Annotated in this window: 16 protein-coding genes and 1 pseudogene; 12 read left to right on the top strand and 5 right to left on the bottom strand. The window is 58.4% G+C overall.

The annotated features are described in order from the left end of the window. The first annotated feature begins 30 nt into the window (after positions 1-30). Complete coding sequence (gene ligD / locus LOY68_RS15625; RefSeq protein WP_265045648.1) at positions 31-2,550, top strand: DNA ligase D; 2,520 nt, start codon at positions 31-33, stop codon at positions 2,548-2,550. A gap of 117 nt (positions 2,551-2,667) precedes the next feature. Here the strand turns inward: ligD and lpxO are convergent, their stop codons facing one another. Next, positions 2,668-3,567 carry a lipid A hydroxylase LpxO gene (gene lpxO, locus LOY68_RS15620; protein WP_163910023.1) on the bottom strand — a complete coding sequence of 300 codons (900 nt, stop codon included), beginning with the start codon at positions 3,565-3,567 and terminating at the stop codon, positions 2,668-2,670. Positions 3,568-4,049: 482 nt separating this feature from the next. On the opposite strand from lpxO, the gene LOY68_RS15615 reads away from it, so the two are divergent. Together LOY68_RS15615 and LOY68_RS15610 are read left to right on the top strand one after the other, a co-directional pair. Beyond that, the gene (locus tag LOY68_RS15615; RefSeq protein WP_080943075.1) at positions 4,050-5,639 is read left to right on the top strand and encodes an ABC-F family ATPase; all 1,590 of its coding nucleotides are present in this window, start codon (positions 4,050-4,052) and stop codon (positions 5,637-5,639) included. Positions 5,640-5,858: 219 nt separating this feature from the next. Next, a complete protein-coding gene (locus LOY68_RS15610; RefSeq protein ID WP_265045647.1) occupies positions 5,859-7,046 on the top strand; it encodes an MFS transporter in 1,188 nt (395 codons plus the stop codon). Positions 7,047-7,173: 127 nt separating this feature from the next. Here the strand turns inward: LOY68_RS15610 and LOY68_RS15605 are convergent, their stop codons facing one another. Then, positions 7,174-8,211, bottom strand: coding sequence for an alpha/beta hydrolase family protein (locus LOY68_RS15605; protein WP_163910021.1), 1,038 nt, complete (start codon positions 8,209-8,211; stop codon positions 7,174-7,176). A gap of 263 nt (positions 8,212-8,474) precedes the next feature. Beyond that, positions 8,475-9,086: an FMN-dependent NADH-azoreductase gene (locus tag LOY68_RS15600; RefSeq protein WP_054614845.1), complete on the bottom strand. Its 612-nt coding sequence runs from the start codon at positions 9,084-9,086 to the stop codon at positions 8,475-8,477. A gap of 130 nt (positions 9,087-9,216) precedes the next feature. Between LOY68_RS15600 and LOY68_RS15595 the strand changes: the two genes are divergently transcribed. Both LOY68_RS15595 and LOY68_RS15590 read left to right on the top strand, forming a co-directional pair. Further along, entirely contained in the window at positions 9,217-10,125 is a 909-nt protein-coding gene (locus tag LOY68_RS15595) for a LysR substrate-binding domain-containing protein (RefSeq protein WP_265045646.1), read from the top strand. After that, positions 10,122-10,481: an MmcQ/YjbR family DNA-binding protein gene (locus LOY68_RS15590; protein ID WP_054614846.1), complete on the top strand. Its 360-nt coding sequence runs from the start codon at positions 10,122-10,124 to the stop codon at positions 10,479-10,481. Before LOY68_RS15595 ends, LOY68_RS15590 begins: the two co-directional genes overlap by 4 nt. Before the next feature lie 182 nt (positions 10,482-10,663). On the opposite strand, the gene LOY68_RS15585 is transcribed toward LOY68_RS15590, so the two are convergent. Both LOY68_RS15585 and LOY68_RS15580 read right to left on the bottom strand, forming a co-directional pair. Beyond that, entirely contained in the window at positions 10,664-11,092 is a 429-nt protein-coding gene (locus tag LOY68_RS15585; RefSeq protein WP_265045645.1) for a DUF1294 domain-containing protein, read from the bottom strand. Next, entirely contained in the window at positions 11,089-11,919 is an 831-nt protein-coding gene (locus LOY68_RS15580; RefSeq protein WP_265045644.1) for an undecaprenyl-diphosphate phosphatase, read from the bottom strand. The genes LOY68_RS15585 and LOY68_RS15580 overlap by 4 nt, the downstream gene beginning before the upstream one ends. A 258-nt stretch (positions 11,920-12,177) precedes the next feature. Here LOY68_RS15580 and LOY68_RS32255 point away from each other — a divergent pair. From LOY68_RS32255 to LOY68_RS15550, 7 genes and pseudogenes are all read left to right on the top strand, one after another. Next, a pseudogene (locus tag LOY68_RS32255) lies at positions 12,178-12,987 on the top strand (cache domain-containing protein); the annotation flags it as partial. A gap of 123 nt (positions 12,988-13,110) precedes the next feature. After that, positions 13,111-13,845, top strand: a complete 735-nt coding sequence (locus tag LOY68_RS32250; RefSeq protein WP_413787195.1) for a methyl-accepting chemotaxis protein — start codon at positions 13,111-13,113, stop codon at positions 13,843-13,845. A gap of 222 nt (positions 13,846-14,067) precedes the next feature. After that, positions 14,068-14,631, top strand: a complete 564-nt coding sequence (pnuC, locus tag LOY68_RS15570) for a nicotinamide riboside transporter PnuC (RefSeq protein WP_265045642.1) — start codon at positions 14,068-14,070, stop codon at positions 14,629-14,631. Continuing rightward, complete coding sequence (locus tag LOY68_RS15565; protein ID WP_265045641.1) at positions 14,628-15,152, top strand: AAA family ATPase; 525 nt, start codon at positions 14,628-14,630, stop codon at positions 15,150-15,152. Before pnuC ends, LOY68_RS15565 begins: the two co-directional genes overlap by 4 nt. Positions 15,153-15,484: 332 nt before the next feature. Next, positions 15,485-15,922, top strand: a complete 438-nt coding sequence (locus LOY68_RS15560; RefSeq protein WP_163910015.1) for a hypothetical protein — start codon at positions 15,485-15,487, stop codon at positions 15,920-15,922. A 1-nt stretch (position 15,923) separates the two neighbouring features. Beyond that, complete coding sequence (locus LOY68_RS15555; RefSeq protein ID WP_163910014.1) at positions 15,924-16,496, top strand: adhesin; 573 nt, start codon at positions 15,924-15,926, stop codon at positions 16,494-16,496. Positions 16,497-16,547: 51 nt separating this feature from the next. Beyond that, on the top strand, positions 16,548-17,834 hold the full coding sequence (locus LOY68_RS15550) for a heme utilization protein (RefSeq protein WP_163910013.1): 1,287 nt from the start codon (positions 16,548-16,550) through the stop codon (positions 17,832-17,834). Positions 17,835-17,841 lie beyond the last annotated feature (7 nt).

Here is a 17,841-nt window from a genome sequence, read left to right as displayed (position 1 = left end):
CCGAGAAATCGCCGCACAAGGTAGTACGCCATGGCTAAATCGGTGAGTGAATACACACGCAAACGCAACTTCGAGATCACTTCGGAGCCTCCTGAAACAGCGCCGGCCAAGCGCGGCAAAAAATCGCCTTCGGCCTTGCGTTTCGTGATCCAGAAGCATGATGCGCGCAACCTGCATTACGACTTTCGCCTGGAACTCGACGGCACCCTGAAAAGCTGGGCCGTGCCCAAAGGCCCGAGCCTCGACCCGACGCAAAAGCGTCTGGCGGTGCATGTCGAGGACCATCCGATCAGTTACGGCACCTTCGAGGGCAGTATCCCCGAGGGTCAGTACGGCGCCGGGGATGTGATTGTCTGGGATCACGGCGTCTGGCAACCGATTGGCGACCCGCAGGAAACCTACAAGGCCGGCAAGCTGAAATTCACCCTGATCGGTGAAAAGCTCTCCGGCGACTGGGCATTGGTGCGCACCCATCTGCGCGGCAGTGGCGACAAGGAACAATGGCTGCTAATCAAGGAAAAGGATCAACAAGCGCGGCCGATCAGCGAGTTTGACGTGGTCGCCGAGTTGCCCAAAAGCGTCTTGAGCGATGCGACCGTGGGCGACAAAACCAAGAAGGCCAGCAGTAAATCCGTCAAAAAGCCCAAAGCAGCCAAACCCAAGCCAACTGCCCTGCCCGAACAATTCAGCCCGCAACTGGCCACGCTGATGGACAAGGCCCCGGCCGGCGATTGGCGCTATGAAATCAAGTTCGACGGCTACCGGATCCTCGCCCGGATCGACAACGGCGAAGTGCGTCTGCTGACCCGCAATGGCCATGACTGGACGGCCAAACTGCCCCTGCAGGCCAAGGCCCTGGCCGAGATGAAACTCGACGGCAGTTGGCTCGATGGCGAAGTGGTGGTGCTCAACGACAAAGGCTTCCCGGACTTCCAGGGATTGCAGAACGCGTTCGAGATCGGCCGCTCCGTGGACATCATTTATTTCCTGTTCGACGCGCCGTTCCTGCATGGCGTCGATCAGCGTGAGATGCCGGTAGAAGACCGGCGTGCGGCGCTGAAAAAAGCCCTGGGGCGCAAGTCCCGGCAAATCCTGCGCTTCTCCGAGGCTTTTACCGCCAAACATCAAGACATCGTCGAGAGTGCCTGTGCCTTGTCGCTGGAAGGCGTCATCGGCAAACGCGCTGGCAGCCCTTACGTGTCACGCCGCAGCCCGGACTGGATCAAGCTCAAATGCCGCTTGCGTCAGGAATTCGTGATCATCGGTTATACCGCGCCACAAGGTTCGCGCAGCGGTTTCGGCGCCCTGCTGCTGGGGGTTTACGACGATAAGGGGCTGCTCTATGCCGGGCGCGTTGGCACCGGGTTCAATCAGGCCAACCTCAAGCTGTTTCATGGACAGTTGCAGAAGATCGAGCGCAAGACCTCACCGCTCGACAAACCGTTAACCGCTGCTCAGGCCCGGGGAGTGCACTGGGTCGAGCCGACGCTGGTGTGCGAAGCCGAGTTTGCCGAGTGGACCCGCGAAGGCGTGGTCCGGCAAGCGGCGTTTATTGCCATGCGCACCGACAAACCGGCGACGGAGATTGTGCGTGAACAGCCGCAGTCCCCCAAGGCGAGCAAACCCGTGACCGAGAAGAAAACCAGCAGCAAGGACAGCAGCGTCGCCGGGGTCAAGATTACGCACCCCGAGCGTGTCATCGACAAGGACAGCGGCACGCAGAAACTTGAACTGGTGCAGTTCTACGAAAGCATCAGCCAATGGATACTGCCGTTCCTGCGCGACCGGCCGGTTTCACTGTTAAGGGCACCGGAAGGCGTCGAAGGCGAACAGTTCTTCCAGAAACACGCCGAGCGCCTGGCGATCCCCAACATCAAACATCTGGACCCGAACATCGACCTTGGCCACGCGCGCCTGATGGAAATCGACTCCGTGCAGGCACTGATCGGCGCGGCGCAAATGGGCACCATCGAGCTGCATACCTGGGGCGCGACCACGGACAAGATTGAAACCCCGGACCTGTTCGTCCTCGACCTCGACCCGGATCCGGCGCTCCCATGGAAAAGCATGGTTGAGGCCACGCAATTGACCCTGTCAGTGCTGGATGAAATAGGCCTGGAGGCGTTTTTGAAAACCAGCGGTGGCAAAGGCATGCACATCATCGTGCCGCTCGCGCGCAAGGATGACTGGGACACGGTCAAGGCGTTCGCCAAAGCCATCGCGCAGTTTATGGCGCAACAACTGCCGGAGCGGATCAGCGCGACCATGGGCCCGAAAAACCGGGTCGGCAAGATTTTCGTCGATTACCTGCGCAACACCCGTGGGGCCAGTACGGTGTCGGCGTATTCGGTGCGGGCACGCCCGGGGTTACCGGTGTCGGTGCCAATTGCGCGGGATGAGCTGACGGCGCTGCACGGTTCGCAGGAATGGACGGTGGCTAATTTGCTGGAGCGGCTGGAGGGATTGAAAGAGGATCCGTGGGCGGGATATGCGAATCGGCAGAAGATTACGGCGAAGATGTGGAAGCAGTTGGGGGCCAAGAAGCCTTAAGTGTTGTGTTGAATGTACCGACGTCTTCGCGAGCAGGCTCGCTCCCACAGGGGAATGCATTCCAAATGTGGGAGCGAGCCTGCTCGCGAAGGGGGCCCTACGGCTTCGCGCAAAAACTCAGATCAATACGAAAACCGCCAACAACCCACCAAAAATCGCCCACTTCTCAAAGTAGTACCGGGCACGGTTACGCTTCTTCAGCTCCTTGCCGCGCAGCCGAACCTTGTAGATTTTGGCGAACAGGCGATTGATGCCGCCCGTCTTGTCGCCCGCATCATTCGGTGCGCCCGCCGCCGACATGACATTACGGCTGAACCAGGCATTGAACGCCGCCGCCCAGCGATACTTCATCGGGCGCTCGACATCGCAAAACAGAATGATGCGGTTCTGATCAGTGGTGTTTTCCGCGTAGTGAATGAACGTTTCATCGAACATCACCGCTTCGCCGTCGCGCCAGTGGTAGTTCTCACCGTCGACGTTGATGTAGCAACCGGCATCGTTGGGTGTTTCCAGGCCCAAGTGATAACGGTAGGAACCGGCATACGGGTCGCGGTGGCGCACCAGTTTGGAACCCGGTGGCAGTTCGGCAAACATCGCGGCCTTGATCGAGCCGATGCTTTGCACCAGTTCGGTGGTGCGCGGGCAGAGTTTCTCGGCAGAAGGATGACTGTCGCCGTACCACTTCAGGTAGAAACGCTTCCAGCCGCTCTTGAAGAACGAGTTGAAACCCACGTCGTCGTATTGGTTCGAGCGCTTGATCTCCCCGGCCCGGAGCAGGTTCTGCCCTTCGGCGCGGATTTCTTCCCAGTGAGCCTGCAACGGGCTCAAGTCCGGGAAGTCAGCCGGGTTGAGGTAAGGCTTGCTCGGGAGTTTGGAGAACAGATAAAGGAAGCAATTGATCGGCGCCAGAAACGTCGAGTGATCGCTCAGTTGACGGCCCAATTTGTGGCGCACGCGTCCGCGCAGGTGAACGTACGCGATCGAGATAACATAAATAGCGGCAATGATGAGTTTCACGGCAATCGTCACACGTCAGGAGTGAACAAACTGCGCAGCCGGCCAAGCGGTCTGGCGCAGTATCTGAATACGAAACAGCGGTCCCGGTGGCACGTCCTTGAGCTCATGCCAACAGCGGCATTGGGTGAATAGATGGCATTTTAGCCACGGTTTGTAACAAATAGTTAGCTAAGAACTGTGAAAATGTGTCCGCTGATGCTGCCAAAGTGCCCGCGCAGGCTCAACGCCCTATCGTTTAAAGAGCCAGACCAGTACAATCGCCGCCAAACATTACGCGCCCCCCTTGGTTGATGACGGGAATGAACCCCGCCTCAGCGCACTTCGACTCGGGCCAAGCGCTCCATTGCTGCTGTCCACTTATTGCCAGATGGACCTTCCGCTTCTGACCGGGATGCATTTCCCGTGGTTTGAATACCGGAACCAGGTACTGAATCGGTACTGCCGCACCTTTAGCTACTCTGAATGCTTCGCAGGAAAAACCTTTGATCTCTACAGCTAACATCACGATGCAGTTCGGCGCCAAGCCGCTATTCGAAAACGTTTCGGTCAAATTCGGCGCGGGCAACCGCTATGGCCTGATCGGCGCCAACGGTTGCGGCAAGTCGACCTTCATGAAAATCCTCGGCGGCGACCTTGAGCCATCCGGCGGCCAGGTCATGCTTGAGCCGAACGTGCGTCTGGGTAAATTGCGCCAGGACCAGTTCGCTTACGAAGAATTCACCGTGATCGACACCGTGATCATGGGTCACGAAGAGCTGTGGAAGGTCAAGGCCGAGCGCGATCGCATCTACTCGCTGCCGGAAATGACCGAAGAAGACGGCATGGCCGTGGCCGAGCTGGAAACCGAGTTCGCTGAAATGGACGGCTACACCGCCGAATCCCGTGCCGGCGAACTGTTGCTGGGCCTGGGTATCGGCATCGAGCAGCACTTTGGCCCGATGAGCGAGGTTTCCCCAGGCTGGAAACTGCGCGTGTTGCTGGCTCAGGCGCTGTTCTCCGATCCTGAAGTGCTGTTGCTCGACGAACCGACCAACCACTTGGACATCAACACCATCCGCTGGCTGGAAAACATTCTGACCCAGCGCTCCAGCCTGATGATCATCATCTCTCACGACCGTCACTTCCTGAACAGCGTGTGCACCCACATGGCTGACCTGGATTACGGCGAGCTGCGCCTGTTCCCGGGCAACTACGACGAGTACATGACCGTGGCGACCCAGTCCCGCGAGCAACTGCTGTCGGACAACGCCAAGAAGAAAGCCCAGATTTCCGAACTGCAATCGTTCGTCAGCCGCTTCTCGGCCAACGCCTCGAAAGCCAAGCAGGCCACGTCCCGCGCCAAGGCGATCGACAAGATCCAGCTGGCCGAGGTCAAGCCTTCGAGCCGTGTGAGCCCGTTCATCCGTTTCGAACAAACCAAGAAGCTGCACCGTCAGGCGGTCATCGTCGAGCGCATGGCGAAAGGCTTCGACGGCAAAACCCTGTTCAAGGACTTCAGCTTCCAGGTTGAAGCCGGCGAGCGCGTGGCGATCATCGGCCCGAACGGTATCGGTAAAACCACCCTGCTGCGTACCCTGGTCAACGAACTGACCCCGGATGCCGGTACCGTGAAGTGGACCGACGCCGCGGAACTGGGCTACTACGCCCAGGACCACGCGCACGATTTCGAAGACGACTGCAACCTGTTCGACTGGATGGGCCAATGGACCCAGGGCGGCGAGCAGATCGTTCGCGGCACCCTCGGCCGGATGCTGTTCTCCAACGACGAGATCCTCAAGTCGGTCAAGGTCATTTCCGGTGGTGAGCAAGGTCGCATGCTGTTCGGCAAGCTGATCCTGCAAAAGCCGAACGTGCTGATCATGGACGAACCGACCAACCACTTGGACATGGAATCCATCGAGGCGCTGAACCTGGCGCTGGAGAACTATCCGGGCACGCTGATCTTCGTCAGCCATGACCGTGAGTTCGTATCGTCGCTGGCCACCCGCATTATCGAGCTCAGCCCTAGCGGCGTGATCGACTTCAGCGGCACCTATGACGATTACCTGCGTAGCCAGGGTGTTGTGTTCTAAATAGCGGTTGAAAATGAAAAGCCCTGTCCTGGTGACGGGGCTTTTTATTGCCTGAAGATCAAAAGATCGCAGCCTTCGGCAGCTCCTACGGGGCACGCATTCCAAAGTAGGAGCTGCCGAAGGCTGCGATCTTTTGATCTTATCGTTAGCCTGCTTCCTTTTATTTCCCACCCACGCCATGATGCAGATCTCCCACCGCCGCCCGCGAACGAGCCCTTCATGTCTGCGCAGCAACTGCCCCCGCAAAGCTCCATGGCGATCACCCTGCAGATCGTCTCCATCGTTTTCTATACCTTTATTGCCTTCCTCTGCATCGGCCTGCCGATTGCGGTGATCCCGGGGTATGTTCACGAGCAGCTGGGTTTCAGCGCGATCATCGCGGGGCTGACCATTGGCTGCCAATACCTGGCCACCCTGCTCAGCCGCCCGATGGCCGGGCGCATGTCGGACAGCGTTGGCACCAAGCGCGCGATTATTTATGGCTTGTCGGGGATTGTGTTGAGCGGTGTGCTGACGCTGCTGTCGACGTTGCTGCAAAGCTTTCCGTTGCTGAGCCTGTTGATCCTGATCGCTGGCCGGCTGCTATTGGGGATCGCCCAAGGCTTGATCGGCGTCGGCACCATCAGTTGGTGCATGGGCCAGGTCGGCGCCGAGCACACCGCGCGCTCGATTTCCTGGAACGGGATTGCGTCCTATGGCGCCATCGCCATTGGTGCACCGCTGGGCGTGGTGATGGTCGCCGAGTACGGCTTCGAAAGCCTGGGGATTGTCCTGTCGGTGCTGGCGTTGGGCGCGCTGTTGCTGATCCGCAACAAACCGTCGGTGCCGGTGATTCGAGGGGAACGTCTGCCGTTCTGGAACGTTTTCGGGCGTATTGCACCGTTCGGCGCGAGCCTGAGCCTGGCGTCCATCGGCTACGGCACCCTGACCACTTTTATTACCTTGTACTACCTCAACCGTGGCTGGGCCGGCGCGGCGTATTGCCTGACGGTGTTCGGCGTGTGTTTCATTTTGTCGCGGCTGTTGTTCATTTCTGCGATCAGCCGTTTCGGCGGCTTCACCTCGGCCATCGCCTGCATGACCATCGAAACCGTAGGCCTGATGCTGTTGTGGCTGGCACCGTCCACCGGTTACGCGTTGATCGGCGCCGGATTGACCGGGTTTGGCCTGTCGCTGGTGTATCCGGCGCTGGGGGTCGAGGCGATCAAGCAGGTGCCCAACTCCAGTCGCGGCGCGGGGTTGAGTGCTTATGCGGTGTTTTTCGATCTGGCGCTGGCGATTGCCGGCCCGCTGATGGGCGCGGTGGCGTTGAACCTGGGGTATTCGTGGATTTTCTTTAGTGCCGCGTTGTTATCGGTGACCGGGCTCGGCTTGACGCTACTGCTGAAACGCCGCGCAATCACCTGACAACCACGATCCCCTGTGGGAGCGGGCTTGCTCGCGAATGCGCTGTGTCATTCAACATCAATGTTGACTGACTGGGCCCCTTCGCGAGCAAGCCCGCTCCCACAGGGGTCATGCGGTGTTGATCAGATTATTGATCCGCCGTCTGCATCCCCGCCCGACTCGGTTTGCCCAGCGCATGCGAGAAGAAGCGCCCTGCTTCGGAGATCAAATTGCGGTGGATGTCTTCGCGATCAACCCCATCCGCATCGGTACACAGCGCCGGCATGGCGATGATCTGTTCTTCATTACACGGCGCCATGAACACAAAGTGCCCTGCCCCGGCCAGTAATTTGAAGTCCGGCGCGATCGGCAGTTTGCGCGCCAGCGCTGCGGCGTTTTTGTCGAAAGCCACCAGTTTGTCGCCGTCGCCGCTGTACAGCAGCACCGGCACATGCACATCCGCCAACGTATGACGACCGAACTTGAGGCTCAGCGGCGCCATCAGCAGCAAGGCATGAACACGTGGGTCGGCCACTGGCTGCAGATCATCACGATCGACAATCAACTCGCCCTGGGTGTTGCAGGCATCACGGTCATCCGGGCGTTCCTGGCAATAGCGGCGCAGACGATCCAGATCAGGCGTGGCACCGGACAGGATCAACGCGGTTTCACCGCCCGCCGAGTAACCAATCACCCCGACCTGATCCGCATTGACGAAAGGCGCCAGCATCGCGTCGCCCAAGGTGGCGGTGATCGCTTCAGAAATTTGCAGGGGCCGGCCGTACAGGTTGCTCAAGGTGCCGAGACGGCTGTGATCCTTGGAGTTGTCGCCGGGATGAATCACCGCGACAACCACAAAACCCTTGCGGGCCAGCGAGGTAGCGAGGTCGTGCAAGGCCAGCGGGGTGCCGACGTTGCCGTGGGACAGCATCAGCATAGGGAAACGCCCGATGGCAACGCGGGCGTCTTCACTGGCTTCGACGGTATAGCCTTCGAGATTGCTGGTGTGATCCTTGTCGCTGGACGGATAAAAGGCGATGGCGCGCATCGGCTGCAAATCCAGCGGATCGAGGAACGTCATCTCGTGATAACCGACGCCCCAGTGGGAATGCAGGCCAGGCGCAGCGTGCACTGAAATCAGGCTGCTGAGCAGGCACATCAGTAACGTTGCACAAAGACGCACCATGGGATGCCCCACCTTTGTTACTAAACTGAAAAGCCCGTAGTGCTCCGGGGTACGGAGAACGCGGCCTTGTGCCAGTGTCTGCGGCCACCAAGGTCATTGCGCAACGGGGACGTTAACCCTCGACTGCATAACCTGGGCCACAACATAAAAAACCGTCAAAAACAAAAAAACTCTGTAACTGATCATTACGATAATCAGAATACAGAGTTTTTCGGGTATTGCCTGAGCCGTTTAGTATTTTTTACGCAAGCCTTACACAGGCCTTATGCCGCAGCGAACAGTTGCTCGCTGATTTGTGTGTGAGCATCGCTCAGGGCTTTGGTGCGCACTTCGTCGCCGTAAGCCAGGCCATGGGCGCGAACGAACTCAATATCAGTGATGCCCAGAAAACCGAACAGCAATTTCAAATAGTCTTCGTGAGCAACACCGGTGGCTTGACCGGCGTGCAGGCCGCCAGCAGTCGAAACGATCACCAGTTTCTTGCCACCGCACAGGCCTTCAGGGCCGGCTTCGGTGTAGCGGAAGGTCTGACCGGCAACGGCGATGCGGTCGATCCAGGCTTTAAGTTGGGTTGGAATGGTGAAGTTGTACATCGGCGCGGCAATCACGATGGCATCAGCGGCGATGAATTCGGCCAGGGTCGAAGCGCTCAGCTCGGCTTCATGCTGTTGTGCGGCGTTGCGCAGTTCAGCGCTGGTGCCGGCAGCGACCAGGGTCGTGGCGGAGAAATGGCTGATGGCGTCAGCGGCCAGGTCACGGTAAGTCACGACGGCCGAAGCGTCAGCGGCTTGCCAGGCTTTGACCACTTCGCCACTCAGCTGACGGGAAGCCGAGTTGTCACCCAAAATGCTCGAATCGATATGCAACAGTTTCATAAAGGATCTCCAGGTGAGGATCGCCACTGGGGCGATCTGATGGAGTTGATGCTACAGATGAAACCAATAGCTGATTAGCCCGCAACAATGCGATAGTTCGTCTCACTGATAGAACAATCGAGTTCACGCCATGCAAGACCTGAATGACCTCTACTATTTCGCCAAGGTGGTTGAAGCCGGTGGTTTCGCCGCGGCTGGACGGCTGCTGGGGATTCCGAAGTCGCGGCTTTCGCGGCGTATTGCCGAGTTGGAAGAACGCCTGGGCGCACGACTGCTGCAACGCACCACCCGGCAACTCAAGCTGACGGCCGTGGGCGAGCGTTACTTGCGGCATTGTCAGGCGATGCTGCTGGAAGCGGAGATGGCCGACGAAGCGGTGGCCAGTATGTCCAGCGAGCCTCGGGGAAGATTGCGGGTGTCGTGCCCGGTGGGCCTGGCCCATCACATGTTGCCGACAGTGATCAGCGATTTCCTGGAGAAATACCCGCAGGTCCAGTTGGAAGTCTTGCTGCTCAACCGTCGGGTGGATCTGGTCACCGAAGGTGTCGATGTCGCGCTGCGGGTTCGTGAACTGGGGGATGAAGACCCGTTGCTGGTCACCCGGCGCTTGCGTCAGGCGCAAACGATGATCGTCGCCAGCCCAGCCTTCCTGCACGGCCGGGAGATCAATCACCCGGAAGACCTCAAGGGTTTGCCGGTGCTCGGCGCGCTGGAGCCGGACCGCATGGTGCATATCCGCATGCTCGATCAGCAGGGCAAAAGCTATGATTTGGCGCTGGAGGCACGGTTGGGCATCGACGACTTTATTGTGCGCCGGGCCTGCGCCCTCGCCGGCCAGGGCTTTACGGTGCTGCCAATGATGTATTGCGAACAGGAAATCGCCGACGGCTCGCTGATCCAGTTGTTGCCCGACTGGTCATTGCCTGGCGGCTGGCTGCAAGCGGTGTACCCTCATCGGCGCGGGGTGATGCCGGCGGTGCGCGCGTGGCTTGACCATTTGATCGAATCATTCAATGCCTGTGGGGACCGTTTGATATGAAGGCTGGACGCATGAGCGAAGCGGATGTCGCAGACTTTTGCCTGGGGCTGCCCGGGGCGCGGGAAGACTACAAATGGGGCGGCGTGCGCGTGTTTTCGATTGCCGGGAACAAGATGTTTGCACTGCAAAATTTGCGGGGCGACTCCCTGGCGTTCAAGGTCGACAAGGATTTGTTTCTCGGTCATTGCGACCGTCCGGGCATTCACCCGGCGCCGTACCTGGCTCGGGCGCAATGGATCATCATGCAGACGCCCTACCCGCTGGGCGCCGAAGAACTGCAAGCCTTGCTGCAACGCTCCCACCAATTGGTGGTGAGCAAATTGCCCAAGCGCACTCAGGTCGGGTTGCTTCTCTAAAAACTGCCAAGCCTGCGTTCGGCTCATGTAGCAGCTGGCGAAGCCTGCGTTCGGCTGCGAAGCAGTCGTGAATCCAGACGACGCGGTGTATCAGAAAAACCTCGTGCTCAGGTTTTACGACTGCTTCGCAGCCGGACGCTGCCTCGCGGTGCTCGACAGCTGCTACATGGGCCTGTGGGTGTTTAGAAGAGGGTCGTTACATTGGCTCCAAGGAACAACTGGTCGATCCAGAACACCTGGTGCAGCAGCACGATGAGCCAGAACACCAGTTGGAACGAGACTTTGCGGGTCTTGTGTCGGAACACTTGCTGGGCCAGCAATGCACCCGGCCAGCCACCGGCCAGCTCCACTGCGTGCAAGACGTTTTCCGGGGTGCGCCAGGTGTCGGCGCGCGCCTTGCGCTTGTCGCTCCAGTAAAGGAAAAACGCGATCAGGCTGACCACCCCGTAAGCGGCCAGCACAATCACCGAATTCCCGCGCAGCCACAACATCAACGAGCCATATAGCGGCAGCGCGCAGAGAACAGCGAACACCAGCAACTTCAAGCGAGGATGCTGGATCTGCCCTCCGGACGGTTTGCCGGGATTGTTCCGCGCGCTGGAATCACTCATGGCTTGGCGGCAGCCCAATCAACCCAACCGAACTGCCAGGTCGCCAGGATCACCAGGCCGAACGCAATGCGGTACCAGGCAAACGCCGCATAGCTGTGGCTGGCAATGAACTTGAGCAACGCCTTGACCGCGATCATCGCGAAGATAAACGCGGTGATGAAACCGATAGCGAACACTGGAAAGTCGGCCGGCACGAACAGGTGACGGTATTTGAATCCCGAATACACCGCCGCTGCCACCATGGTTGGCATCGCCAGGAAGAACGAGAACTCGGTTGCAGTCTTGCGCGACAAGCCAAACAGCAGGCCGCCAATGATCGTCGAGCCGGAACGCGATGTCCCCGGGATCATCGCCAGGCATTGGGCCAAGCCGACTTTCAGTGCGTCCTTCCAGGTAATGTCGTCGACCGTTTCGGCATGCACTTCATGCTGACGTTTCTCGGCCCACAGCATGACGATCCCGCCCACGACCAGCGCCGCAGCCACGGTAATCGGGTTGAACAAGTAGTGATGGATTAAGTCGGAAAAAATCACCCCCAACACCACAGCCGGCATGAATGCGATCAACAGGTTCGCGGTAAAGCGACGTGCACTTGGCTCGGTTTTCAAACCGGTCACCACATCGAGGATCTTGCGGCGAAACTCCCAGACCACGGCCAGGATCGCGCCCAACTGGATAATGATGTTGAACGCAATGGCGCGCTCACCACCGAAGTCGAGCAAGTCCGCGACGATAATCTGGTGTCCGGTACTCGAAATGGGCAAAAACTCCGTCAGCCCTTCTACAACTCCTAGAATCAGTGCCTGAAAGGCGGTCCAAAGATCCATCAATCCCCCAAAGACAGTGCGCAAAGGCCTGCCCCGTTAATATTTTTAGTACGTCCACCGCGCTGAGCGTAGCTGAAGTCCGGCGCGCACAGGATCCCTACGAAACCGTAAAAATTCCGTGAAAAATCAACTTGGATTCAGGTTTTCCCGCGCGAGGCCGAAATCCTATCAGAGATGCCTGATTAACGCGGCTGCGTTATTGGACTTGCGTCGCATGGTACTGGCCGGCAAAGCGTGTTTGGATGCTGGCGGTCGTTTATGACAAGAATAAGAATTCGGAGTGACAGCGTTATGAACAGCTTGCGCAGTGTGTCGATCAGCCGACGCTTGTGGCTCATCTTGATCGTGGCCATCGTGATGTTATTGACCTTGGGCATGCTCATGCTCAAACAGATCCACGATGACCTGTACCACGCCAAAGTGCAGAAAACCCAACATGTGGTGCAGACCGCCAGTGGCATTCTGACGTACTTCCATGACCTGGAAACTGCCGGCACCCTCACCCGTGAAGCCGCGCAGAAACAGGCGCTGACGGCGGTGCGCGGCTTGCGTTATGACCAGAACGACTACTTCTGGATCAACGACCTGACGCCGGTGATGATCATGCACCCGGCCAACCCGAAACTCGAAGGCCAGAACCTCTCGACGATCCGCGACCCGGACGGTTTTGCGCTGTTCAACGAAATGGTGGTGATCGCCAAGGCCAAGGGCGCCGGCATGGTCGATTACCGTTGGCCGAAACCGGGCGCCAGTGCGCCGGTGGAAAAAACCTCCTACGTCAAACTGTTCGAGCCTTGGGGCTGGATCATCGGTTCCGGCGTGTACATCGATGACATGCAGGCCGAGTTCTACGGGCAGGTCTGGAAAGCCTCGTTCATTGGCTTGGCGATTGCGCTGATCATGGCACTGCTGGTGATCATGATCGCCCGCAGCATCGTGCGCCCCTTGCAGGAAACCGTGAACGCCATGGCCAACATCGCCAGCGGCGAAAGCGACCTGACCCGCAGCCTCGATACCCACGGCCAGGACGAAGTCACGCAACTGGCGCGGCACTTCAATGCGTTCACTGCCAAGTTGCGCCTGGTGGTCGGCCAGTTGCAGGAGTCCGCCAGTGCTCTGGGCCAGTCGTCCAGCGACCTCGGCAACGACGCCGCCCAAGCCCAGCAACGCAGTCAGCAGCAGTCCCAGCAAATGGAACTGGTGGCGACGGCGATTAATGAAGTGACCTACGGCGTGCAGGACGTGGCCAAGAACGCCGAGCACGCGGCCAGCGAAATGCGCGATGCCGAGTCCCAGGCGCAGCAAGGCCAGGTCAACATCGATGGCAGCTTGCAACAGATCGACAAGCTTTCCGGGACGATCGATCAAGCCGTCGAAGTGATTCGCACCCTGGCCGCCGAAAGCAACCAGATCGGCAGCGTGCTGGAAGTGATTCGCTCGATTGCCGAACAAACCAACCTGTTGGCGCTCAACGCCGCGATTGAAGCGGCCCGGGCCGGCGAACAAGGGCGCGGGTTTGCAGTGGTAGCCGATGAGGTCCGCCTGCTCGCGCAGCGTACCCAGAAGTCCACGGCGGAAATCCAGGCGATGATCGAACGCCTGCAAAACCATTCCGAAGCGGCGGTCAAAGTGATCGGCGACAGCAGTCGCGCGTCGCAACTGACCATCGAACAGGCCGGCCTCGCCGGTGCGAGCCTGAGCGCTATCGGCCAGGCCTTGCGCAACCTGAATGGGCTGAACACTTCGATTGCCAGCGCGACCCTGCAACAAGCCCATGTGGTGGAAGACATCAACCAGAACGTCACCCAGGCCGCCGGTTTGTCCCACAGCACGGCATTGGCGGCGGAGCAATCGAGCCTGGCCAGTGTTCACCTCAGGGAGTTGAGCGAACAGTTGAATGGGCTGCTCAAGCAATTCCGCGTGTAAACGATCCCGTAGCAGCTGCCGAGCAGCGCGAGGCTGCGTTCGGCGGCGAAGCCGGCGCAAACCCTGCAATCAAGGTCTATCTGACACACCGCGATGGCTGATTTTACGACGGCTTCGCCGCCGAACGCAGCCTCGCGCTGCTCGGCAGCTGCTACGTGGGTTTGCGCTGGCCGGTCCTACGGCTACAATCCGCTCCTCTTTTAACTCCCCCAAGGTACCGCCATGTCCGGGCTTGAACTGTTTGCCGCCGCCCTCGGCGTGATCGCCGTCTGGCTGACGGTCAAACAGAATCCCTGGTGCTGGCCGATCGGCCTGGTGATGGTGCTGCTTTATAGCTGGATCTTCTTTGAGGTGAAGCTGTATTCAGACATGCTCCTGCAGGTGATCTACGCCGCACTGCAGATCTATGGCTGGTGGCAATGGACCCGCGCCGGCGATGCCCATCATGGCCGCCAAGTGACTGAACTGGATACGCGCTCAATTCTGCTCGGGCTCGCCGCAGGTGCGGTCGGCAGCCTGCTGCTGGGTGCAGCCATGGCCCACTGGACCGATGCCGCGCAACCCTGGCTCGATGCCGCACTGACCGGTTTCAGCCTGGTGGCGCAGTTATGGATGGCGCAAAAACGTGTGCAATGCTGGCCACTGTGGATCGTCCTGGATGTGATCTTTGTCAGCCTGTTCATTTATAAAGGCCTGTACCTGACCGCGGCTCTCTACGGATTATTCACGTTGATTGCCGTGCAAGGCTGGCGTGAATGGCGTGCCGATCCGGCGTTGCACGCATGAAAGTGCTGGTGCTTACAGGTCCCGAATCCAGCGGAAAGAGCTGGCTTTCGAGTGAGATTCTCGCCAATTTTGGCGGCATTTTGGTCAATGAATACGTTCGGCACTTTATCGACAGCGAAGCCCGCGAAACCCGCTACGATGACATTACATCCATCGCACTCGGGCAACTGGCCTGGGAAGATGAAGCACGGGCGAAACGTCCGTCATTGTTGATTCTCGATACTCATCTTTTGAGCAATATCCTTTGGAGTCACACCCTGTTTGGCGCTTGCCCGTCATGGATCGAGCAAGCCTTGCTGGCGCGTCACTACGACCTGCATTTGCTGCTCAGCCCTGAAACCGTGGAGTGGCATGACGACGGACAGCGATGCCAACCGCAACTGGCAGAGCGCCAGGCGTTTTTCCAGGCCAGCCACGATTGGCTAGACCTGCATCACCAGCCTTTTCAGGTTCTGCAAGGTGATTGGCAACAACGCAAGGACGCAGCATTCGACATTGTCACGCGCTTGCTCGAGGCCTGACAGAAGTCCCCCAGCCCCGTCACAACTGTCCACTTATGAAACACTCCCTCCCGAGCGGACCCGCGCATTAAAGCGGTCCGCGCACTTCAGAACAAAAATGTTAAATCACTGATACACCCCTCCCTTTCACCGCCCTGGCAAGCTCTGCCGCCTGCATTGGTCGCGTTTTCGCGTGGCTCTGTCTCAGCGGCGTTACATAATTTTTTTGATTATCTCGATAAATAAAGTCAACCCACTGGTTTTAAAGGAAAAACCAAAACCGGCACACCTTCTGCTCTCTTCCTCGCAACGCGGATAAGGGCCAGCGTTTAATCACAGAAGGAATTGCCGCCGTGGGGAAATTTGATAATCGCATCTATAGCCTCCTGCTGATCGGATGCGCATTGGGCTCAGGTGTCAGTCTGCCTGTCCAGGCTGACAACGGCATCATCACGATCAAACGTGACGTCCAAACGCGCAACGCGACGATTCCGCCGCTGATCCCCGATCCCAACCCCACCACTGTCAACGCCAACCCGGCCAAACAAATCCTCAATCAAACAAACGAGTTGAGCGACGGCGACTTTGCCAGTGTCGCCAGCGGTGCGGGCATCAGTCGCCTGGTGACTCAGAACACCAACAACCTGGGCGGCAATATCAGCAACCAGCAGCAACTGTCCAACCTCCCCGCCGGACGTTCGGGCAACTCGGGCAGCGGCATTGCCAACATGGTCAATTCGAACGTCCAGCAAGGCCTGGGTGCTCTGAAAATCATAACGGGAGACCGTTAGAATGAATCGTTCACTGCTGATTATCGCCATGTTTTGCAGTGCATCGTCCTTTGCCCAACCTCCCGTCATCAATAACGCCGACATCGACGGTTCGGGCGCGCAGTACCAAGGCAACGTTGGAGTCAACCAGGCTGCTGGCGATCAGCAGCAACAGGCCAACGCCCGGGCCATTGCGATTGGCAACAACGCCAATGCAACGACACAAATTCGCCAACGCCTGCGTTCACACGCAGACCCCAGCATCGATGCCACCTCCAGCATTCAAGGCAACTCCTTCAGCCACGGCAACGGCGTGCTGGGTGTCAACCAGAGCTCGGGCGCCAGCAACCAGCAGGCCAATGCCCTGCGGATAAGCATCAGCACACAGCCGCAAAGTATCGACGACAGCGTCCTCCTGCAACAGAACGTGGCGCTGATCAACAACTCCGATCCAACTGACTCCGCACCAGGCTATCGCCGGGTCGCTACCAGCGATCAGGCCTTCACCGGTAGTCGTGGGGTAATTCAGTTGAATCAGAGCGCCGGGGTGGGAAACCGAACGGCCAACACCGTGAGCGTACGGGTCGCGGATTGACCCAAACAGGTAAAAACAACACTTAACCTAAAATAAGTACGGAGAATCACCATGAAACCTTCGATGGCAATCAAGCCTCTGGTTTTCGCAATTGCTGCGGTCATGGCTGTTGCTGTACAAGCTGGACAGCGTGATGACGATCACAATGGTCACCACAATGGCCATAATAACAACGGTCAACACACCCCTCCTCCAACCAAAATCCCTGTGTACGCGACGGCGAATGCGTGGGATACCCAAAGCAGCACCAACAACCGCATCAGCAATAACGGGACGATCAATGAAGCAGAGATGAACAACTCTGCTACAGGCACCAGCGGCAACGTCGGCGTCAACGTGGCAGCCGGCGACGGCAACCAACAAGACAACGCGGCTGCTATTGCCAACGCCGCCGCTGCGGCCCCCGATAACGCGTTCGTGTTCGGCACTGCCAGCGCCACCGCCGAGGTCACGCAAACCAGCAGCAATAACCGCGTCAACAACTATGGCAGCACTGCTTCTGCCACGATGAGCGGTTCGGCTAATGGCGGCAGCGGCAACATGGGTGTCAACATTGCTGGTGGCGATCTTAACCAACAGAAAAACACCATGGCCATTGCTAACACCAATGCTCCACTGGGTAACGCAACCGCTACTGCCTCTGCCAATCAAAGTGGTCCTGGCCTGGTCGTCAGAAACGACGCCGACCGGACATATCGCGTGGATACGATTACCGTCACCAGAACGGCCAGCGGTAGTGCCGATTACAGCAAGTCAAGCGCAGCGGCCGGCAGTAAAAGCTCTTCTTCGAGCTTTGACGTAAGCGGTTCGAAAAGCTTCGATGCCAGCGGTTCAAAAAGCTTCGAGAAGAGCAGTGCTTCTAACTCTTCTTTGAATGCTTCGTTGAACGCTACGCTGGATGCTTCCGCCGAGGCTTCGAGAAACGCTTCCTGGGACTATGGCCGTCACCACTCGGGCGAAAGCAGTTCGTCTTCCGATGCTTCTCTGAACGCATCACTTGATGCAACGCTCAACGTAACGATCGATAAATCGCACGAAAAATCGGGCAGCTCGTCGTTCGATAAATCGTTCGATTCCTCGTTCGAGAAATCGGGCAGCAAATCTCACGAGTCCGAGTACGCAAAAGCGAAAGCCTACACCGAGAGCAGTTCATTTGATCTGAGCAACACCTATTCCTATCAAGTGCTGACTCCAACTGGCTGGGCTAACCCTGTGACCAATACTGCAACCCTTAGCGGTTCGGTAAATGGTGGCAGCGGCAACCTGGGCGTCAACGTAGCTGCTGGTGTGGGCAACCAACAAAGCAACTCGCTGGCCATTTCCAACAACTCGTTCTAATGACTGT

Origin of the sequence: Pseudomonas sp. B21-053 (genome assembly GCF_026016365.1) — a bacterium.
GTDB lineage: Bacteria > Pseudomonadota > Gammaproteobacteria > Pseudomonadales > Pseudomonadaceae > Aquipseudomonas > Aquipseudomonas nunensis.
Note: the sequence above shows the minus strand (reverse complement) of the source record. Positions and strands in the feature narration are given on the sequence as shown.